Annotated in this window: 17 protein-coding genes; 6 read left to right on the forward strand and 11 right to left on the reverse strand. The window is 54.1% G+C overall.

Translation table 11 applies throughout. The annotated features are described in order from the left end of the window. Nucleotides 1–82 precede the first annotated feature (82 nt). From dcuB to uxuA, 11 genes are all read right to left on the reverse strand, one after another. Complete coding sequence (dcuB, locus tag OGX80_RS12385) at nt 83–1,423, reverse strand: anaerobic C4-dicarboxylate transporter DcuB (RefSeq protein ID WP_012134520.1); 1,341 nt, start codon at nt 1,421–1,423, stop codon at nt 83–85. 597 nt (nt 1,424–2,020) lie between these two features. Then, nucleotides 2,021–2,740 (reverse strand): two-component system response regulator DcuR, encoded by a 720-nt coding sequence (gene dcuR / locus OGX80_RS12390; RefSeq protein WP_012134518.1) that lies wholly within the window; start codon nt 2,738–2,740, stop codon nt 2,021–2,023. Further along, on the reverse strand, nt 2,737–4,368 hold the full coding sequence (locus OGX80_RS12395) for a sensor histidine kinase (protein WP_047459570.1): 1,632 nt from the start codon (nt 4,366–4,368) through the stop codon (nt 2,737–2,739). Before OGX80_RS12395 ends, dcuR begins: the two co-directional genes overlap by 4 nt. A gap of 109 nt (nt 4,369–4,477) precedes the next feature. Continuing rightward, a complete protein-coding gene (locus tag OGX80_RS12400) occupies nt 4,478–5,431 on the reverse strand; it encodes a nickel/cobalt transporter (protein ID WP_049011927.1) in 954 nt (317 codons plus the stop codon). A gap of 105 nt (nt 5,432–5,536) precedes the next feature. After that, nucleotides 5,537–6,316 (reverse strand): heme ABC transporter ATP-binding protein, encoded by a 780-nt coding sequence (locus tag OGX80_RS12405; protein WP_115182194.1) that lies wholly within the window; start codon nt 6,314–6,316, stop codon nt 5,537–5,539. Next, nucleotides 6,309–7,301 carry a FecCD family ABC transporter permease gene (locus OGX80_RS12410; RefSeq protein ID WP_012134514.1) on the reverse strand — a complete coding sequence of 331 codons (993 nt, stop codon included), beginning with the start codon at nt 7,299–7,301 and terminating at the stop codon, nt 6,309–6,311. The genes OGX80_RS12405 and OGX80_RS12410 overlap by 8 nt, the downstream gene beginning before the upstream one ends. Continuing rightward, a complete protein-coding gene (locus OGX80_RS12415; RefSeq protein WP_012134513.1) occupies nt 7,301–8,122 on the reverse strand; it encodes a heme/hemin ABC transporter substrate-binding protein in 822 nt (273 codons plus the stop codon). Before OGX80_RS12415 ends, OGX80_RS12410 begins: the two co-directional genes overlap by 1 nt. Continuing rightward, complete coding sequence (gene chuS, locus OGX80_RS12420; protein WP_012134512.1) at nt 8,119–9,147, reverse strand: hematinate-forming heme oxygenase ChuS; 1,029 nt, start codon at nt 9,145–9,147, stop codon at nt 8,119–8,121. Before chuS ends, OGX80_RS12415 begins: the two co-directional genes overlap by 4 nt. 45 nt (nt 9,148–9,192) lie before the next feature. Further along, nucleotides 9,193–11,175: a TonB-dependent hemoglobin/transferrin/lactoferrin family receptor gene (locus OGX80_RS12425; protein WP_115182193.1), complete on the reverse strand. Its 1,983-nt coding sequence runs from the start codon at nt 11,173–11,175 to the stop codon at nt 9,193–9,195. A gap of 75 nt (nt 11,176–11,250) precedes the next feature. Further along, complete coding sequence (hemP, locus tag OGX80_RS12430) at nt 11,251–11,487, reverse strand: hemin uptake protein HemP (protein ID WP_077956852.1); 237 nt, start codon at nt 11,485–11,487, stop codon at nt 11,251–11,253. Nucleotides 11,488–11,637: 150 nt separating this feature from the next. Then, the gene (gene uxuA, locus OGX80_RS12435) at nt 11,638–12,702 is read right to left on the reverse strand and encodes a mannonate dehydratase (RefSeq protein ID WP_115182192.1); all 1,065 of its coding nucleotides are present in this window, start codon (nt 12,700–12,702) and stop codon (nt 11,638–11,640) included. Between the two features lie 478 nt (nt 12,703–13,180). Here uxuA and uxaC point away from each other — a divergent pair, with 478 nt between their 5' ends. The 6 genes from uxaC (at nt 13,181) to OGX80_RS12465 (ending at nt 21,936) form a co-directional block, all read left to right on the forward strand. Beyond that, a complete protein-coding gene (gene uxaC, locus OGX80_RS12440; RefSeq protein ID WP_115182191.1) occupies nt 13,181–14,590 on the forward strand; it encodes a glucuronate isomerase in 1,410 nt (469 codons plus the stop codon). 20 nt (nt 14,591–14,610) lie between these two features. Beyond that, nucleotides 14,611–16,155, forward strand: a complete 1,545-nt coding sequence (locus OGX80_RS12445) for an MFS transporter (protein WP_047459551.1) — start codon at nt 14,611–14,613, stop codon at nt 16,153–16,155. A gap of 73 nt (nt 16,156–16,228) precedes the next feature. Then, on the forward strand, nt 16,229–17,692 hold the full coding sequence (locus OGX80_RS12450; protein ID WP_012134505.1) for a mannitol dehydrogenase family protein: 1,464 nt from the start codon (nt 16,229–16,231) through the stop codon (nt 17,690–17,692). A gap of 371 nt (nt 17,693–18,063) precedes the next feature. Then, on the forward strand, nt 18,064–20,589 hold the full coding sequence (locus OGX80_RS12455) for a TRAP transporter large permease subunit (protein WP_286471239.1): 2,526 nt from the start codon (nt 18,064–18,066) through the stop codon (nt 20,587–20,589). A gap of 117 nt (nt 20,590–20,706) precedes the next feature. Continuing rightward, the gene (locus OGX80_RS12460; RefSeq protein WP_012134502.1) at nt 20,707–21,471 is read left to right on the forward strand and encodes an SDR family NAD(P)-dependent oxidoreductase; all 765 of its coding nucleotides are present in this window, start codon (nt 20,707–20,709) and stop codon (nt 21,469–21,471) included. 45 nt (nt 21,472–21,516) lie between these two features. Then, a complete protein-coding gene (locus OGX80_RS12465; RefSeq protein WP_012134501.1) occupies nt 21,517–21,936 on the forward strand; it encodes an RbsD/FucU family protein in 420 nt (139 codons plus the stop codon).

Consider the following 21,936-nt stretch of genomic DNA (forward strand, 5'->3'; position numbering starts at 1 on the left):
TTCCAGCCTTTTTAATTATCCTGAATTATTTGAATTGTATAGATGGCGTGCCGCGCGATAACGGGCGGCACGCAAGGTGCTGTTACAGGAACCCGTACATGGCGGCGAAGATCCAGCCAAATACACAGGAGACGCTTACGCCAATCAAACCGGGCAGAATAAAGCTGTGGTTAATGACGAAGCGACCAATGTGGGTGGTGCCGGAACGGTCGAACTGAATCGCGGCCAGATCGCTCGGGTAGGTCGGCAGAATGTAGTAGCCATAGCACGCCGGTGCTGACGCCACGATGTAAGCCGGGTCTACGCCGATAGCCAGTGCTAACGGAACAATCGCCGCCAGCGCCGCCGCCTGGGAGTTTACAAACTTGGAGACCAACAGCAGAACAATCGCATAGGCCCACGGATACTCTTTCACCATTTCGCCCAGCACGCTTTCGATTTCAGTCATGTGCGCGCCGAACATGGTTTCCGCCATCCAGGCAATACCGTACACCGCCACAATCGCGATCATACCTGAACGGAAGACTTCATTTTTTGAGATAGAAGCAGGATTGGTTTTTGTCAGGATAATAATCAGCGCGCCGGTCAGCAGCATGAACATCTGAATGACCAGTACCATCGACAGCGGTTTGCCGCCGAAGACCGGACGCAGTTCAGAGAAGGCGCCTAACAGAGCGACAACGGCGATGGCCGACAGGAAGATCCACATGGCCAGCCAGTTGCTTTTCGGCAGTTTTTTATCCAGCAGCGTGGCGGTGTCGCCATACACGTAGTGGTAGTTTTCCGGGACGGAGATGAACTTCTGGAACTCTTCGTCTTTATCCAGATCTTTACCACGGAACCAGCTGAAAATACCGATAGCCAGGATACCCAGCAGGGTCGATGGAATGGTGATGGAAAGCAGGTCAAGGAACTCCAGATGCTTACCGTTAAAGGTGAAGTTACCCAGCATCGCGACCAGCGAAACGACCGCCACAGAAACCGGGCTGGCGATGATCCCCATCTGCGCGCCGATAGAACTGGCTGCCATAGGACGTTCCGGGCGAATATTGTTCTTAATCGCGACGTCGTAGATGATGGGCAGAATGGTGTACACCACATGGCCCGTACCGCACAGGATGGTCAGCGTGCAGGTTACAAACGGGGCGACGATGGAGACGTATTTGGGGTTGCGACGCAGCAGCTTCTCGGCAATCTGCAACATCACATCCAGGCCGCCGGAGGCCTGTAGCGTAGCGGAGGCGGCGACCACGGCGATGATCACCAGCATTACGTCGACGGGCGGTTTACCCGGCTGGAGGTGGAAAACAAAGACCAGAATGACCAGACCGATACCGCCTAATAAACCCAGCGCGATACCGCCTTTTCTGGCGCCATAAAACAAACACACTAATATTATGATAAGTTGTATACTAAATAACATTTATCTACCCTCGCGATAAACCTGTTTAATTTTTGATAAATAGATCACAGTCATGTTCTGTTTTTTGTGAATTGTCCTCAGAGCCTGACGAATATTCGCTTTGTCTGTATTGATGATTAATCTCTAAACATGAAATAAGAATTTTTCAGTAAATCATGAGTCATTCTTGGCTTCTGTTTATGGCGTATTCAGAGAACGAAGCTCCCTGGCGATGGGCTGGTTGACAAAGAAGAGCAGGGCAGGTTGTGTGTTTTGTATTCTATGTCACTGAATTTCAGGAACATATCGTCTGCTCACAAAAATAGCATTATTTTAATTTTTTTTATGTGTCCGGTGAATCCCAGACTACTCCTTTATAGTTAAAAATACACACTCTACGAGTCACATAATACTTAATTAACTTTTGTTACCGTTTTTGAAATTAAAAACAATGTGACGCTTCTGAATAATAAGATGATGAATTAAAACATATTTGTGTTCATATTTGATCTGGCACAAATTCTCTATTTTTGAGGGTGTAACTTGTGCCTTTGTTATTTTTCATTATTGTAATAATTGTTACCTTTATATAACGCATAATGCGAAGCGGCTTCTTTTCTACTGGCAATATTGCTTAAGTAAAGAATAATGTTCGGCCTGAATACGATAACGGTAAACCGGTCTGCCGGTCACGCCATAATGGATGCTGGTAAACAGAATATGGCAATTGACCAGCCAGATAAGATATTTACGGCAGGAAACGCGGGAAATATTGACCTCATTCGCCAGCTCGTCAGTTGAAAATTCCTGGTCCTGGTGCGCATCGATCCACTGACACAGGGTGCGCAGCGTTTGCGGCGTCAGCCCTTTAGGCAGGCGTCGGGTATCCGGCTCATTGGATGCACTGCCGTGAATCAGCCGATCCAGCTCTGATTGTTCATAATACTGGTGTTTCTCCATCGCCGTTTTCTTTTGCAGCCAGCCGGTCAGCGCCTCTTCAAAGCGGGAAGCCTGAAACGGTTTGATCAAATAATCGACCACGCCGTAATGGAGCGAATCTTTGATGGTGGTGGCGTCGGCGGCGGAGGAGATAACGATGACGTCACATTTGCATCCGGCGCTGTGCAGGACGGGCAGCAGGTCCAGCCCGTTCTCCTTCTGCATGTAAATATCCAGTAAAATCAGATCAATATGGTTTTCGCCATCGAAGATAAACGCTTTTGCTTTCTCCAGCGTAGACGCGGTGCCGCAGCAGTGAAAGCCAGCGATCTGCGCAACATAGCGGCGGTTTAACTCTGCTACCATCGCATCGTCATCGACAATTAAAACATTGATCATATGCTGGTCCTCTCCCCGTCCCAGGGTATTTGAACAAAAAATTGTGTGAAGATCCCGGGTTCCGATTCGACGGTAATATTGCCGCCGATACTCTCAACTTGCTGTTTTACTATCGCCAGACCGACGCCACGCTCCGTTCCCTTTGACGAAACGCCTTTGTCAAAAATTTGCTCTATGCGTTCGGGGTCAATTCCCGGCCCGTCATCGTTGACTTCACAATGCAACCAGCCATGCCGATAATGCAAGGATACGCTGATTTCACCGCCGGGTTGTTGACCTAGCGCCTCCAGCGCGTTTTCAATTAAATTGCCCAGAATGGTAATCAATACGGTGATTTGATCTTCATTACGGCTGTCCGGTAATCGACTTTCATTGCTAATCACCAGGCTGTGCCCTAAATCGGAGGTGCGATTAATCTTACTGAGCAAAAAGCCTGCGATAACGGGCGACTTTATTTTCCCCAACAGTGAGCCGATCTCTTCCTGATAGTTATTAGCCGTCTTAATAATATAATCTTCAAGCTGCTTATAACTCTTCAGATGCAATAATCCCAGAATGACATGTAATTTGTTCATAAATTCGTGGGATCGTTCACGGAGTGCATCCGCGTAGTTGACCATTCCGTCCAGACGCTGCATGAGCTGGCGGACTTCTGTTTTGTCCCTGAACGTGGAGATCGCGCCGATGATTTTTCCATTGCTGCGTACCGGAACGGTGTTGATAAGCAGCAGACGATCTTTAACGGTAATCTCTTCATCCCGGCGCGGCGTACCGTCGCGGAGCACGTCGTTCAGATTCACTACCTGCGACCAGGCGTGGCTAAGCGAGGATAAGTGCGCGTCATCCTGCGATTTGCGGTAATCGAGAAGTTCCTGCGCCGCCTGGTTGATTAACGTCACCTCGCCGCTGTCGTCAACGGCGACCACCCCCTCTTTGATGGATTGCAGCATCGCCTGGCGCTGCTCAAACAGCGTGGAAATTTCATACGGCTCCAGGCCGAACAGGATGCGTTTGAGCACCTTCACCAGCACGTAAGTGCCCAGCAACCCCACCAGCGCGCCGAACAGAATCGACCAGATGATGCTCCAGCGGCTGTTGTTGATCTGCTCCGTTACTCTGCTGAGCTCAAGGCCAATCGCCACGACGCCGATCTGCTGATGATTGTCGTCATAAATGGGCGTGAAAACCCGCAGCGCTTTGGCAAGAAAACCGCGATTGATGGCGACATTTTCATGCCCCTGTAGCGCCAGCAGGATGTCGTCGCCTTTAAACGGCTGGCCGATTCGCTGCGCTTCCGGGTGCGAATAGCGAATGCTTTTCATATCGGTAATTACGATAAATAACATATCGTTGCGTTTGCGAACCGCCTCGGCGATCGCCTGAATGCCGCTCTCTGTCGGCTTTTGCTTCATACGCTGGCGAATTTCCGGGGAGTCCGCCAGCGTACGGGCGACCGCCAGCGCTTTGTCTGCCAGCGCGTCGCGCGTCATGTGGCTGATCTGTGAGAAATAAATCAGATGGACGACGAGCAGCACGGAGAACAACACGGCGCTGACCATCAATATCACGGTCGTGCCGAGTTTCATCTGGCGTTTTCGTCCAGCGCGGCGTTGCAGAGAATGTTTCATCGCGATCCTGAGATTACACATTGTGTGGGTATTATCCCTGATGGGACGGGTAATTCAAAGGAGGTAGGGAAAGACAGGGGCATAAGCACGCTACCGCCCGGCAAACAGGTTAACAACCCGCCGCAATATAATCACCGTTCGCACTGATGGGGATCACCGTCAGAAACAGAATGAGGGCAAACAGCACCAGCGCCAGCCCGCCGATGATGCGGATAACCGGCCCCAGCCAGCGCAGGGGGGCATGGTTCCCGGCAAACAGCGCCTGGGTCTGGTTGCGTGCGTAACGTACCGCCAGCGACAGCCCCATAATCGACAGCGCCGTGCCGAAGGACATGGTCATGACGGCGGCAATCCCCCAACTGACAATACCGAGCGCGTTGGAGAACAGTAAAATCATGATTGCCCCGCTACAGGGGCGGGCTCCTGTCGCCAGAATCACGCCGAGGCGTGTTTTCCAGTTGCCGTCGGTGAGTTCTGCGCCCACGCCGTGATGCCCGCAGCCACAGTGTTCGTCGTGGCTGTGCGGCTGGGAGAAACGCGAGAAAATGGGCTTTGGACGCAGGGTTTTTAACGCCTGGTAGATGATAAATAGCCCGAACGCGCCAATCAGGACGGCGCTGATTTTCTCGACGTACCAGCGGCTGGTGCTGAGATCGCCGGCGGCCAGGTTGAAGCCGACCGCCAGAATAAACACGAACAGTATGGCGCTGACGCCCTGCATCAGGCTGCCAATAAAGGGCACGACCCGCGCGGCAAGCAGGCTCTCTTTCGTCGTACTCAGCCAGGTGGTGACGATAAATTTCCCATGCCCCGGCCCAATCGCATGCAGTACGCCATAGAAGAACGCGCCGGTCAGCAGCCATAGCCCGCCGGTGTACTGGTGGTTATTGAGTTGCAGCAAATACATGACCAGATAGCGGTGCAGGGTGATCTGGGCGGCGAGACACCACTGGATAAACGCTTCCCAATGGCTGTGCACGGTGAAACCTGCCCACAGCAGCGTCAACATCAGGAGTCCTGCCAGCGGTAAACGCAGGGAGGGAAGCTGTTTTGGTGCGATCATGATTCCGCCTGGTAATGAGTTTTGCGGAAAGTATAGCCTGAGGAAAGCGATTCTCCGCAGAATTGTCTGCCGGATAAGGCGAAGCCGTTATCCGGCATTTTCCGGTTAAGGCGCGAGGAAGATCTGCGGTCCGCCGCTTGTCGGGTGTGTTCCGATGTGGACTTCCGCGCCGTACCAGCGGGTTAGCGTATCGGCTTGCAGAACCTCGGCGGGTGCGCCTTCGGCAACGATGTTGCCGCCATGCAGCAACACGATTCGATCCGCCCACAGGGCCGCCAGGTTGAGATCGTGCAGCACGATGCAAACATGCAGATGGCCCTTACGGGTCAGCGTTTTCAGCAACCGCAGTAAATGCTGCTGATGGAACAGATCCAGCGCGGAGGTGGGCTCATCAAGAAAAAGCCAGCCGCGTGGGGAGCCGTCGCACCATAGCTGCGCCAGCGCGCGCGCCAGCTGTACGCGCTGCTGTTCGCCGCCGGACAAGGAGGCGTAACGTCTTCCCGCCAGCGACAAACATTCCGTAAGCTGCATCACCTGATGAATCACCGCCGCTTCGGGCTGCTGCGTCCAGGGCATTCGCCCCATGCCGATTACGGCCTCAACGGGCCAGTCGAACCCCATTCGCGTTTGCTGAAGCATGACCGCGCGGTAGCGGGACAGCGTCTGCGCAGGCCATTGCTCAAGCGGTTTGCCGGCCAGCAGGCAACGTCCGTCTGCCGGAGTGAGATAACCGGTGAGCAGCCTTAACAGCGTCGATTTCCCGGCACCGTTGGGGCCAATTAATGCCAGCAGTTCTCCCTGGGTCAGGGAGAGCGAGATATCGCGAATAATTGTTCTGCCCGCAGCGGCGTAGCTGACGCTGTCAGCGAGAAAACGTTCAGCCATACTGACCTCCCCGGCGGAAAATAAGCCACAGGAACCACGGCGCGCCCAGAATACTGGTCAGCAGCCCGACGGGCATTTCAGCCGGGGCAACCAGCGTTCGGGCGATGGTATCGGCAATCAGCAGCAGAAAGGCGCCCGCCAGCACGGAGCCGGGGATTACCGCACGATGGTCTGCCCCTAACCACATTCGTATCAGATGCGGCACGACCAGACCGATAAAACCGATCACGCCGCTGACGGCGACAGCCGCCGCCACCAGCAACGCGCTACAGATCAGCAGGATTCGCTGAACAACCCGGACATCGACGCCCAGGTAATGCGCCTCTTCCTCTCCCAGTTGCAGCAGGTTAAGCGCGCCAGCAAGACGCCAGATGAGAAATACCGTTGGGATCATCAAAGAGGCGACCGCCAGCAGCGTTGACCACTGCGCCTGGCCAAGGCTGCCCATTCCCCATAGCGAGAGCTGGCGTAGCTGCGTGTCATTGCTGATCCACGACAACACGCCCACCGCCGCGCCGCATAGCGCATTAATGGCGATGCCGACCAGCAGCAGCCGGGAGAGCGAACTGTCCCGCTGTCGGCTGAGCAGGAAAATAACGACCGTTGCGATGAGCGCGCCAATGAATGCCGCCAGCATCGGCGCATACAGCATAATAAGGGGAGGCAGCGTGAGCGGAAGGACGACCCACAGCGCAACGGCTAACGCCGCGCCGCTGCTGATGCCGAGTAGTCCCGGATCGGCGAGGGGGTTGCGAAAGAGCCCCTGCATCACGCACCCGGACAGCGCCAGCGAGCCGCCAATCACCAGCGCGAGCAGAACCCGGGGCAGACGAATGTTGAACCAGATCTGGCGTAACGCGTCGTCGCCGTCATGCCAGAGCAGGCTGAGCGGCAGGCGTAATGCGCCAAAACCGCTTGCCACGACCGTCACCACTGCCAGCATCAGCGCCAGCGTATACAGAGAAAGCGTGATCCGCCGTGGCATCAGGGCAATGACTCCGCTTTCGCGCGTAGCTGCTGAATCGCCTGAGGCGTACGCACGCTAAAACCGAGCAGCGCCATATCATCGACCGCGAACACCTGCTTATTGCGCCCGGCAGGGGTCTGCGCCAGTCCCGGTAACTTCCAGAGATTCTCTTCGCCGCCCATCGCCGTTAATCCCTCCTGGGGAATCACCACCAGATCGGGCTGGCTGGCGATCACGCCTTCCTGTGAGAGCGGCTGATAGCGGGAGACGCCCTGCATCGCATTTTGTAGCCCTGCCGCGCGAATGGCGGCATCCGCGCCCGTTTGCTGTCCGGCGGCCATCGCGCTCATTCCGCCGTGGTTAAGAATAAACAGCACCCGCTTATTGAGCGGCGTGGTCGGCAGCGCGGAAATCTCTTTATTCAGCGTCTGGCGCAGCGCCTCGCCTTCAGCCACCCGGTCGGTGGCGTTGGCGATGACCTGCACTTTCTCGTCGATGACGCGCAGGTCGTTGCGGCTCGGTACGGTAATGACCCGAACATGACTTTGCTCGACCTGTTTGAGTACCAGCGAGGGCTGAGCCTGGCTGCTTGCCAGCACAAGATCGGGACGCGTGGCGAGGATACCTTCGGCATTTAGCTGGCGCAGATACCCCACATCCGGCAGGGCAGTGGCCTCCGGCGGCCACTGGCTGGTGCTGTCGCGGGCGACCAGCGAAGACTGTGCGCCGAGCGCGTACACGATCTCGGTGACATCTCCGCCGAGCGCGACGATCTTATCCTGTTTCGCGGCAAGAACCGTCAGCGGCAGGGCGGCAATCAGGGCAAGCAGTTTTTTCATGCCGCCAGCCCTTTTGGCATCAGCGCCTCAATCTGTTTGCGCCACTGTGTCTGTTCTGGTTCGCCTTCCGTACGCTGACCGTAAAGCTGAGCGATTTGCGTGCCGTCATGCGCAAAGAGTTCCAGACTGGTGACGTGGCCGTCTGCGGTAGGTTTGCGGGTTATCCAGGTCTCGGCAATCGTCTCTTCCAGCAGGTGCAGCGTAAACGTCGGGTTGAAAATATTCAGCCAGCCTTTCATCGGCACGACTTTTTCGACCACGCCGGTGAAAATTTGCACGCAGCCTCTGTTGCCGACGAACACCATGATTTCATTGCCGTCTTTAAGGGCAGCGTCGAGGAGCTGCGCCAGCGCGCCGTTCGGCACCTTGCAGGCCAGATCGTCAGCGACCCGTTCAAAAGCCTGCTGGCGGGTCAGGTTGTGGCGCTTGAGCAGCGTGAAGAACTGGTGAACGTCGGTCATCGCGCGCCACTCTCTGTCAACGGTCACGGCATCGGCAGCCGTTTCGTTAACAGGGGTTTCAGCCGCTTTCAGCGCCAGCGGCGCATTCTCGGTCACGATAAAATGTTGCAGAAGCTCGTCCCAGGCGGCGGTATCGGTGTTGTCCGTGGCATACACCTTCAGGAGCGCATCGCCCTGATGATCAAAGAACTGAATGCTCTGGCGCTCGCCGCGGGCGGTCGCTTCCTTAATGTGGAACACGCTGGCCCATTGATTTAAAAATAAGCGCAGATCGAGCGCGCGTGGGTTCAGTACCAGCCCGGCGTGACCGCTCAGGTGTTGATTGGTGAATGCGCCGACCTGCTCGTGTACCGCATACTCGTTGCGGCAGATGCATTTTGTTTCGCCAACGGATTCCAGCGCCGCGAAAATTTCACGCGTGTCGCCGCGCAGCCGCCATGCGTCATGACCGACGCGGGCAAACGTCAGCTCCGCCTCGCTGATCCCCAGTAAACCAGCGATGTCACGCGCGTACTTACCAGGATGTTGTTCTTTTAGCTCAAGCCAGCGTGTGTAGTGGTTCATTGTCTCTTCCTTCCAGTATTTGCCCCGGCGAACCGGGGCGGGTGATTACCATTGATAGCTCACGAAAATCTTGCCGTTGCGCCCGTCCTGCGGGATGCCCTGCGGCGACCAGTACTCTTTATCGAAGGCGTTACCCAACACCAGCGTGGTGGTCATGCCTTTCAGCGCCTGCTGTCCCTGGTAGCTAACGTAAAAGTCGTTGACGGCATAACCCGGCTGTTTGCTGTATTCGCTGCTGATATGCGTTGAGCGATCGGCAAACGTTCCTACCCAGCCAACGGAGAAGCCGCTCTGCGCGACGGGAATATTCAGCTTGCTGGTGACGGTATCCGGGTTAATGCTGGAGATATACTCTCCGGTATCCTTGTCTTTCCCACGGGTGCGGTTGTAGGCCACGTCGAGGCTGAACAGATCAGCGGTATATTTCGTCATCACATCCCAGCCCCAGATTTTGGCGTTCGGGACGTTGTAAGACATAGTGGTCGCGGCGGCGAAATCGACGGTCGTGGAGATGTAATCTTTTGCTTTGGTATCAAAGTAGCTGGCTTTGAACTCCAGCGCATCGTTGGACAGCATCAGATTGTCGAAACGCAGACCAAAACCGTACTCCTGCGTTTCGTTGGTTTCCGGGCGCAGGTTAGGGTTTGGCACCCAATAGTTAGTGTAGAAGCTGCCAATGGAGAAGTGTTTTGCGTCGTTATACATTTCACCCATTGTCGGCGCGCGGAATGCCTGGGCGTAAGAGCCAAACAGCATCAGCCAGTCCGTCGGGCTGACGGTTAACCCGGCGCGGGATGACCATTTATCGGCATCAACATCGTCATAGCCGTCGCTGCTGCCGCGGTAGTTGTCGTAACGCGTGCCGCCCAGCAGGGTGACGGGCAGGTCGCGAAGGGTGATTTCATCCTGCAACCAGCCGGAGCTGAAGTCGATTTTTGCTTCCGGGAAGCCGGTTGTCACGCCGCCGGGTTTTTGCTCCTGACGGTAATACTCTCCGCCGTACGTCAGCAGGTGAGAGGCGAAAGCGTCGCTGAAGAGGCGCGTGCGGTTTTCAACTTTTCCGCCTTTGGTGGTTTGTTTGCGAAATTCGCCCGTGTTATCGACGTTCTGGGCGTTGATGCGCGCTTCAGACCAGTATACTTTGGCATCGGCATTCAGCCAGTCGTTGCCCTGCGGCGCGATCCTGTAAGAGAGCTGCATGTCACGCTGGATGGTCGAGCGATCCACAAGAGGGTTGCTGGTGGAGGCATCAATTGTTTGCGGGTTCTTCGGCTCTTGCGCGTCGTTGTTGTAGTAACGTAATGACCCACTCAGCGCCTGCGCATCGTTAATATACCAGGTGCCTTTTGCCAGCATGTTATTGATCGATTCATCATTTGGCGCCGTAGAACCATCGCCCTGACGCAGGTCGCCACGATCGCGGCTGGACCATGCCACCAGTCCATCAAGGTTATCGGTTCGGCCAAAGGCGCTGGCGCCCATTCCCAGACTGTGATCGCCGGTGCTGCCAGTACCAAAGACGCGGAAACCGCTGTTCTGGCCTTCCTGAAGCAGATCTTTCGCATCGGCGGTTTCATAAGAGATCACGCCGCCCAGCGCGCCGCTGCCGTACAGCAGTGCGGAAGGGCCGCGAACGATCTCAATACGTTTGATCAACGCCGGATCGAGGAAGGTGCTGTTGAGGTGCCCGGTATCGGTTCCCTGACGAACGCCGTCCACCAGAATCAGTACGCCGCGACGATCATAGCCACGCATACTGATATCCTGGCCGTTGGTTCGCCCGCTTCCGCTCAGGGTGATCCCTGGAACAGGACGCAGCAGATCGGCTGCCGAGCTGGCGGTCTGGTTTTCGGGATCGGACGTATCGATAACGCTCACCATCATGGGGGCTTCAAAGGTGCTGCGCGCATTACCGGTCGCAGTGACGGTGATATCGTCTGTGGTCGCGTAAGCCGCTCCTGGCAGGGTGCTAACGATTGCCAGCGCCAGCAGAGATGGGCGCAAAGAGGCAGATTGCAGGCGTAACATAACAACTCTCCATAAGGAAATTGAAAAGTGCTGGCTGCCTGGGGGGAGACCTGGGTGGCTGGCGAAATTGGTTATTTATTTAGTCAGGATCAGTTTCCCGGATTGCGTCTGGCGGAGCAGATAATGTTCACCCTTATGCTCAATCAGTACCCAGCCTTCTTCACCGAGCAATACTTTGCTGTCTATCTGGCGTTTGGTGCCTGAAGGAGAAAGCGGAGCGTTGTTTTTTATTATTGCAGCCATAGTGTTATGCATAGCGGGCGCATCCGTTATGAAAATGATAATAAACATGATAACAAGAATGATTATCATCAAGATCAATTTTTGCATCAAGCGTTTTTTCGTAAAATAGCGTCTGGATCAACTTTGGTGAGAAAAGCGGTGATATTGAGGGGTACGGCAAGTAAAAACCCGCAAAATGGCGGGTTTTTTATCTCGTTACATCGTGATTCACAACGGACTTTATTTTTTCTCCAGCGCTTCCCAGAGACCTGACAGGTAAGTGACGCCGAGCGCGCGGTCGTAAAGACCATAGCCTGGGCGTCCCGTTTCTCCCCAGATAAAGCGACCGTGATCCGGGCGGATGTAGCCATCAAAGCCGTTATCGTGGAGCGCCTGCATTACGCGGTACATGTCCAGCGAACCGTACTGCGAAGGGTGGGCCGACTCGTAGAAGTCTTTATCTTTGATCAGCTTAATGTTGCGTACGTGCGCAAAATGGAGGCGCTTGCGACGCGTGAATTCAGCCAGGATTTCATAGACGTTATTTTCTGGATCTTCAGCGATCGAACCGGTACAGAGGGTGATGCCATTCGCCGGAGAGTCAACGGCATCGCAAATCATCGCCAGGTCGGCGTGGTTTTTGACCACGCGCGGAAGGCCGAAAATAGAATACGGCGGATCGTCCGGGTGAATGGCCATTTTCACGCCCACTTCTTCGCACACGGGAATAATCTCCCGGAGGAAATAAAACAGGTTTTCCCGCAGATTGTCGTCATCCACTCCACTGTAGCGCGCGAATAATTCCTGCACTTTAGCCAGGCGCTCAGGTTCCCATCCCGGTAATGCGAAACCGTTGGAGTTATCCAGAACCTCTTTTACGACCTCTTCCAGCGTCTTATCAATGCCATGTTTTTCAAAGGCCATCGTCAGAGAACCGTCCGGCAGGACGTAGTTCATGTCCGTTTTCATCCAGTCGAAGACCGGCATGAAGTTATAACAGATGACCTTTATGCCAAAGCCCGCCAGGTTGCGGATCGTCTGCTTGTAATTCTCAATATAGCGATCGCGTTCCGGGGTGCCGATTTTGATGTCATCGTGGATATTGACGCTTTCGATGACTTCCATCTTCAGGCCCGCAGCGTGCGCCTGCTCAACCAGCGCCTTAATTTTTTCAACCGGCCACACTTCTCCAGGGGCGACATCATAGAGCGCCCCGACGACGCCTTCTACACCCGGCACCTGGCGAATGTATTCCAACGGGATTTTGTCTTCCTGTGGCCCAAACCAGCGCATTGTCATCTGCATTCTTTGTCCGCCTTTCTTATCTTATTGCGTATTTCGTATATTTGACTTCATACCATACTAGTATTGACTAGCATATTCAGTAATGACAATTTGATCAACCTTACCGTAGAAAAAAGATTAAATGCCGTCAGGAATATACATTTCCGTTAAGGGGAAGCTTTTACTGGAAAGCTTATTTCCGGTAAGTGTTTTAATTTTGTAAAATATAATGATCAGTTTGTTCTTATTTGTCGTTTATCGTGAAAATAGCCGCTATCGCACAGGGATTAATACACGCCATTATGACTGAAAGTGATTTTTTTATTGAAAGTTGCATAACATGATTTAAGTCACAAATTTCTTAATTACACTTGTATGGTAGTAGACTTTAAATGGGCGGGAGGGGTAATGTCGGGGCTATTAAGTACCTGTCATACACCGATTTTAGCCTCAACCTGGGGACGTTTTAGCAAAAGCCATCCCCTTGTGCGGAGTAATTATGTCCATGATAAATCAAAGTTTTATGATAAATAACGAACCGGGTCAGCGGTTGTATTCTGAGCTGGCTAAGACGTTACCTATTATTGACTATCACTGCCATCTTGAAGCGAAAGCGATTTGGGAAAACAAACCTTTTGCCGATATTACCCAGCTTTGGCTGGAAGGGGACCATTATAAATGGCGGGCGATGCGCGCCAATGGCATACCCGAGCGGAAAATTACCGGCGATGCCTCTTCAGAGGAAAAATTTGAAGCGTGGGCGCAAACCGTTGAGGCCAGTTTTGGTAATCCGCTGTATCACTGGACTCATCTTGAACTGAAATATTATTTCGCGATTGAGGAAACGCTAAACAGTAAGAACTGGCGCACGATTATGGCGCAGTGTAATGAACAATTACGTCGCGATGATTTTTTACCGCAGGCGTTAATTACCCGTTCAAATGTTGAAGCGCTTTGCACAACCGATGGGCCGCTTGACGATCTGGAATATCATCAGCGACTGGCGGAAAAGCGTGATTTTTCAACGCTCGTGCTGCCGACCTTCCGTCCCGATGAACTGTTTGAAACGCATCCCGATCGTTTCCTGACGTTTGTTTCTCGTCTGTCGCAGAAAACCGGAAAAACCATTACCACTCTGAATGAGTTTCTCGCGGCGCTTGAAGCGCGCGTCGATTTTTTCCACAGCACGGGTTGCCGGGTGTCGGATCATGGGCCGCTGGCCGTTCGTTTTCGCCCGTTTGATGCTGCCGGGCAGGCCGCGCTGTTCCAGCGCCGACTGGCAGGTGATGCGCTGAGTGAAGATGAACTTCAGGCCTGGGATAGCCTTATTTTTGTCGCCTTAGCCAAAATGTACAAACAGCGCGACTGGGCAATGCAGATTCACTTTGGCGCGATTCGCAACAACAACACGCCAATGTTCGAAAAAATCGGCATTAACTGTGGCTTTGATTCCATTGGCGATCAGACGCACCTTGCGGAAAGCCTGAATGGTCTGCTGAACGCAATGGCGGAAAACAACGGTCTGCCGAAAACGATCCTCTACAACCTCAACGCCAGCTATAACGATGTGGTTGCCTCCACCATCGCTAATTTCCAGAGCGGTGAAGATGGCGTGAAATCCCCGCTGCAATTTGGCTCCGGCTGGTGGTTTAACGATACGCGACGCGGCATGGTGAATCAGCTCAATGCGCTTGCCGATCAGGGATTACTCTCTAACTTTATTGGTATGCTGACGGATTCCCGCAGCTTTGTCTCCTATACCCGACACGATTATTTCCGCCGAATCCTCTGTGATTTGATTGGCGGGTGGGTCGAAAGAGGGGAAGTGCCGGAGGACGATGCGATCCTCAATAACATGATTCGTGGCATCTGCGTGGATAACGCCCGCCGCTATTTCCGTTTTCGATAAGACTGATGCAGGAATAAACGATGACCCGTAAGAACAGAAAAGTCACCATTCCCGTCAGTATCGGCTACGGCCTGACGGATATCATGGGGGGCGGCGCATTTACCGTTATCGGTGCCTGGCTGCTTTTCTTCTATACCACCTTTGTTGGTCTGTCGCCGATTGAAGCGGCGTCTATTGTGGCGATCGCGCGTATTGTCGATGCGATCGTGAGCCTGTTTATGGGCAGCTTCACGGACCATTTCTATAAGCATTATTTGGGCAAGAAATTTGGCCGCCGCCGTTTCTTCCTGCTCATTGGCGCGCCACTCATGCTGGTTTACATCCTGTTATGGATGAACGGCATGAACTTCTGGTTCTATCTCGCTGTGTACCTGGCCTTTGAGATTATCGCCGCTATGGTGCTGATCCCGTGGGAAACGCTGCCGTCTGAGATGACCAAAGACTTCAATGACCGTACCAAACTGTCAACGTGCCGCATGTTCCTGTCGGCATCCGGGACGTTCCTTGCCACCTTTATTCCGGGCCTGCTGATCGGCTGGCTGGGTGAAAACAACGCGGATGCATATCTGATCAACGGCGTTGTATTTGCCGTGCTGTTTACGGTCTGTGTGTTTATCTCCTGGAAAGTGACCTGGGAACGTGAACTGACACCGGAAATGCTGGCGGAAATGGAAAAAGAGCGTCAGCCGATGACCGCTGGCGAAAAACTGGCGGCGTTTGGCAACCTGTTCAAAGAGTATGCCTCAACGTTAAAAGTGCGCGCGTTCCGTAAACATCTGGCGATCTATCTCTTCTCCTTTACCGCCAAGGATGTCTACAACACCGTATTCGTCTTTTTCTGCGTCTACTGCCTGAATGTTTCATCCTCGCTGGCGGGAACATTGCTGTCGATGAGTATCGTCGGCTTGCCGGTCACGCTGGCGGCGGGCGTGGCGATTATTAAATATGGCCCTTCTCGCCTCTATGTCTTCTCCTACAGCCTGATGATGCTGTGCCTGGGCGGGTTCTTCCTGGTTTACCAGTTCCCGACCGACAACAAAATCGTATTGTTGGTGATTCTCGCCGGGGTTTACCAGGTCGGGCGCTGCATTCTGGAGTTCACGCCGTGGAACGTGTTCCCGTTCATCCCGGACATTGACGAAATGATCACCCGTCAGCGCCGTGAAGGGCTGTTTGCCGCCGTCATGACGTTTTCCCGTAAGACAACGGTAGCTATTGCGACCTTTGCCGTGGGCCTGCTTCTGCAAAGCGGCGGCTTCGTGAAAGGCAGCCAGACGCAGCCGCAGGAAGCGATCACGACCATTGCCATGCTGCTGTTCGTTGGTACGGCCGGGCTTCTGATCATTGCACTGTGGCAAGCGCTGACCTTCCATCTGAATAAGCGCACGCACAAAATTTTTGTGGACGAAATTGAACGCCTCAAAGCGGACGGTCTTAAACAGGATGTGACGCCGGAAGCCCGCCATATTGTGGAAGACCTGACGGGCTACAGCTATGACTCGCTCTGGTGTCAAAGCGCGCCTGAACGGGTAAAGCCCGCTGAACCCACCTCCATACTGAGCTGATACAGCCTGGCGGCAGCAAGGGCGCAATAGGCCTGCTGCCGCCAATCCCTCTTTTTATACAGTGAGTAGAAAGATGCAAAATAAGCTATTACACGCGAAAGCCACCGTTCCGAACTGGGATCGCAACGCGCTGGTTCCGCGAATTGTTCACCTGGGATTCGGCGCGTTTCATCGTGCGCATCAGGCCGTTTATGCGGATATTCTGGCTGCGGAACACGGCAGCGACTGGGGATACACCGAAGTTAACCTGATTGGCGGCGAGCAGCAGATCGCCGATCTGAAAAATCAGGATCGCCTCTATACGGTGGCGGAAATGTCGGCCGATGCCTGGACCGCCCGCGTGGTTGGCGTAGTGAAGAACGCGCTGCATGCGCAGGTGGATGGCCTGGAAACGGTGCTGGCTGCCATGTGCGAGCCGCAGGTTGCCATTGTATCGTTGACGATCACGGAAAAAGGCTACTGCCACTCTCCGGCTACCGGCCAGTTGATGCTCGATCACCCGGCTATCGTTGCCGATCTGCAAAACCCTCAGCAGCCAAAATCAGCGCCGGGCGTTATTGTCGCCGCGCTGGCGCGCCGCAGAGCGGCGGGTCTCCCGGCGTTTACCGTGATGTCCTGCGACAATATGCCGGAAAACGGTCATGTCATGCGCAACGTAATATGCGCCTATGCGCAAGCCGTTGATGCCGGGCTGGCTGCCTGGATTGCGCAGAACGTAACGTTCCCCTCCACGATGGTGGATCGTATCGTCCCGGCGATGACGGCGGAAACGCTGGATAAGATTGAACAGCTTACCGGCGTGCGCGACCCGGCAGGCGTGGCCTGCGAGCCATTCCGCCAGTGGGTTATCGAGGATAACTTTGTCGCAGGCCGCCCGGAATGGGAAAAGGCCGGAGCCGAACTGGTGGCTGACGTGCTGCCGTTTGAAGAGATGAAGCTGCGTATGCTTAATGGCAGCCACTCTTTCCTCGCTTATCTGGGTTATCTTTCCGGCTATCAGCATATTAATGAGTGCATGGAAGATGAGCACTTCCGACGCGCCGCGAGGGCGCTGATGCTGGAAGAGCAGGCGCCGACGCTGAACGTGACGGGGGTGGATCTCACCCGCTATGCCGATATGCTGATTGCGCGCTACAGCAACACGGGGCTGCGTCACCGTACCTGGCAGATTGCAATGGACGGTAGCCAGAAACTGCCGCAGCGCATGCTGGATTCCGTTCGCTGGCACCTGGTTCACCACCATCGTTTCGATCTGCTGGCGCTGGGCGTTGCGGGCTGGATGCGTTACGTCGGCGGGGTGGATGAACAGGGAAACCGTATTGACGTTAGCGATCCGCTGTTGCCGGTCTTGCAGAATGCGGTGATGCAGAGCGCGGAAGGCGAGGCGCGGGTAAAAGCGCTGCTGGGCGTGGAGGCCATTTTCGGGAACGAATTACCGCATGAGCCGCTGTTTGTGGCGCAGGTAACGCAGGCTTACCTGTCGCTGCTGGAAAACGGCGCGAAAGCGACGGTTGCCCGCTATATCTCTGAACGGTAAAGCGTAAAGGAGTGCCGCCAGATAACGACGGCACTCCTGCGTTGACTGACGCCCCCCATTCACCAACCCTTTTCCTCTTTTTCTCTCCCGTCGCTTCCTTCTGCGCTAAACAGTGACTAAACAGCAATGATGTCGTTTTAACGATGTAACGCACCTGCGCGAATTAGCGATGTCCGCCACAAAATTCACATATCACTCCCACTGATGAAAGGAAGCGACTTGCTTTTGTACAGGGAGGCGGATAGTTTCTGTAACGTTACACTAAAACGTTACAGAAGAAACATACAGCAGTTTTTCTCATTTACTCTCCTGGCGATTTAGCGGTGCCAGACGGCGTTATCGCTACCCTAATGGTATGTGGAAGGACAATCATGATGGAAATAAAACAGCTTCGTTCGACCAGACGTTTTTTAGCTTTAGCTTGCTTAAGTACCGCGCTGATAGCGGGCAGTGTGGTGACTTCTTTTGCTCAGGCAGCGCTTAATTTTCGCGTTTACTCCTCTCTGCCCGGGGATGATTCCTCCGCGCACTATATCTGGTTTACCCGTTTTCAGGAGAACCTGAACAAAAACGAAAAATTGAAAGGGCAAATTAAGCTCAACTATTTCGCCAACGGGATGTTAGGAAAAGAGGCCGATGCCACGCAGCAGGTACGCATTGGCGCAATCAATATGATGATCTCCGGCACCTCGATTTGGGCCACGCTGGTGCCTGAAATCGGCGTTCTGGATCTGGGGTATCTGTTTAAAGATTACGACCAGGTTGGCAAAACGCTGGACGGAAAAGCGGGCGAGCAGCTTTCTGCGTTAATGCTGAATAAAGCCAACGTTATGGTGCTGGGTTATGGCTATAACTTAGGCGCGCGTAATGTGTATACCAAAAAGGCCATTGAAAAACCTGAAGATTTAAAGAATCTGAAAATCCGCGTTCTGCCGGTGCCTAACTTTATCGCCACGCTGAATCATATGGGCGCGGTGGCGATTCCGATGCCGGGCGGCGAGGTCTATTCCAGTCTGCAAATGGGCGTTATCGACGGCGTTGAACATGATGCGCCGACCATCTACTCCAGCAAATATTATGAAATTATCAAGAATGGCACCCTGACCCGCCATAGCTTTAACCCGCTGATGATTGCCATGAATAAGAAGAGCTTCGAGCAAATTCCAGAAGCGCTGCGGGCCGATGTCCTTGCGGCGGCGCAGGAAGCCACAGAGTACGAGCGCCAACAGGCAAGCCAGAAAGAGCAGGAAGCGATTAAAAACCTGGAAGCCAAAGGGGTGACATTCCGCGAGACCGATCGCGCGTACTTTGCGCAGCAGGTGCGCCCTTATGTTATCCACGCCAGTCGTTGGGTGCTGTTTCTGGTGTCGGTGGGGCTGGTGATTTCCAGCTATGACCTGGTGCAGGCCGCGCGGGTACAAACGACCGAGACCGGCCTGCCGCAGACGATTTACGTTATCCCGGTGTTGATCGGTTCCGTGGTAATGATGGTGGCCGCGCTGGAACATGCGCTGCATGAACGCGCGCGGGTTGTTCTGCTCAGCGGCGGCGGAATCCTGGTGCTGGCGGCGCTGGGGTATCTGAAACTCTCGCTGATGGCCGATCCGGCCAGCGCGGCGGCGGGGCTGATGCTGATCTGTTTTGCGCTGGGTATCCTGGCCGGTGTGCCTATCGCGTTTACGCTGGGCATGTCCGCAATGGTGTTCTTTATTTGCGATCCGTCGTTACCGTTTGTCTTTTTCTCTCAGCAGGTTGCCGCCGGGGTAGACCACTTCGTTCTGCTGGCGATTCCGTTCTTTTTACTTGCCGGGGCGGCAATGGAAATCAACGGGATGTCAACGCGTCTGGTTGAGCTGATTGTGCGCGGGATGGGGCGCTTTCGCGGCGGGTTAAACATGACGACCGTGCTGTCGATGGCCTTCTTCTCCGGGATTTCCGGTTCCAAACTGGCGGATGTCGCCGCGGTGGGCGGTGTCTTGATGCCTGCGGTGCGTCGCGCTAAGCAGGACAGCGAAGAGGCCGCAGGGGTGTTCGCCGCATCGGCGGTGATGGCGGAGACCATTCCTCCGTGCGTAAACCTGATCGTCATGGGGTTTGTGGCGAATATCTCCATCGGCGCGCTGTTTATCGCCGGCCTGGTTCCCGCCGTCTGCTTGCTGATACTGCTGATGATCGCGGCCAACCGTTTTGGCGGAAAAATTAACGTCAGCGAGGCTTACCCGGTTTTACGCCCGCGTGCGCAGCTCTACCTTGGCGCCGCCGTGGGGCTGGTCATGATCTTTATGATTGGCCGTGGGGTGATGATGGGGATTGCGACCTCGACAGAAATCTCTGCCTTTGCGGTGATTTACGCCATCGTTGTCGGTCGTCTGGCGTTTCGCGAGCTGACGCTGAAAGCGACGGTGAAAATGTTTATTGATATCGCGGCCATGTCCGGCGTACTGCTGTTCATCGTCGCCTGCGCGACCAGCCTTTCTTATGCGCTGACGATACAGATGATTCCGCAGCAAATTGCTGAACTGCTGGTGGGGATTGGGATGGAGCAGGGCGCCTGGCTGTTCCTGCTGTTGACCATTGTGATTCTGATTATCTTTGGCGCGGTTCTGGAAGGTGCGCCAGCGTTGATCATTTTCGCCCCTATCCTGGTGCCAATCGCCATTCAGCTTGGGTTTAACCCGCTGCATTTCGGTATTGTCATGATTCTGGCGATGGGCTTTGGCTTATTTTCACCGCCGATTGGATTAGGGCTGTATACCACCTGCGCCATCTGCGGCGTGGAGATGAAACATGTTATTCGGCCAATGGCGAAATATCTGGCGGTTGTTTTCGTCGGCATCATCATTGTGGCGATGGCACCGCCATTAACCACCTGGTTGCCTGGACTGGCAGGCTACTGATTATTCATTACGGATATTCGCCACGCTCAGTGGCGGGGATGTCCGCGCGCTGAAAATAGCAGTAACGCGACAGGTTATCGCCTGGCGATGTTTAAATCTGAATAAGTGGAGTATGAAATGGGATCATTAGTGGGTAAAAAAGTTTTTATTACCGGTGCGGAACAGGGTATTGGTAAAGAAACGGCCAGAAAATTAATTGAGGCCGGATGTGATATCTATATTCATTATTTCAGCGGCGAAGAAGGCCCACGAGAATTAATGGCCATTGCGGAGCAAAAGGGAGGCCGGGCGGCTTGCGGTTATGCTGATTTAACGAATGAGGAAGATGCCGCGCGGTGCGTTGCACAGGGCGCGGCGTTTCTTGGCGGCATTGATATTCTGGTGAATAACGTTGGTGGAATTATCGCCCGAAAATGGCTCGGCGAGATCGAACCACAGTTCTGGCGTACCGTTATTGACGTGAATATGACCACGATGCTCAATGTCACCCAGCAGGCGTTACCCTGGCTGAAAGCCTCGCCAGATGGGGCGAGCATTGTGAATCTGGCGTCATTAGCCGGTCGTTCCGGCGGCCATGCTGGCTCTCTGGTTTATTCCACCACGAAAGGCGCCGTCTTGACCTGGACGCGCTCACTTGCCGCCGAACTGGGCGAATCTGGCATTCGGGTGAACGCCGTGGCCCCAGGATTGATTCTGGGCACCCGTTTTCATAATCAGCATACGACGCAGGCCTCTGCCGACCAGACGATTCAGGCTATTCCTTTGGGGCGCGCCGGTACGCCTGAAGATGTCGCCCGGGTGATCTGTTTCCTCGCCTCTGAATATGATGGTTTCGTCTCTGGCGCGACGATTGATATTAATGGCGGTATTTATCGGGCGTAAAAGCGGGCGGGTTGTAAAACCCGCCTGAGTTAAAAGGGACTCTTTATGATAAAGTCAGATATTATTCATCCTGATTTATTACAGGCATTGGCGCAGTGCGGTCATAAAGCCAATATTCTGATCGCGGATGCGAATTACTCTTTCCTGACCAACTCGTCACCGCAGGCACGTATTATCTGGCTTAACTTTTCTCCCGGCTTAATTGGTAGCGTGATGATTCTGGAGAAAATTCTTGGCTATATTAACGTAGAGAAAGCGACGTTAATGACGAGCCCGGCTGAATTTGATAACACGATTGAGCGTGAATACCGTGGTCTGCTTTCAGAAATGACGGAACTTGCTCATGTTGAGCGAAATGCGTTTTACGCGCTGGCGAAATCATCGGATACGCTGCTGGTGATTGCGTCAGGCGAAACCCGCCGTTTTGCCAATATTCTCCTCACCGTCGGCCCGACATTACTCTGA

The sequence above is a fragment of the Citrobacter sp. CK194 genome (assembly GCF_030333395.1).
Lineage (GTDB): Bacteria > Pseudomonadota > Gammaproteobacteria > Enterobacterales > Enterobacteriaceae > Citrobacter_B > Citrobacter_B koseri.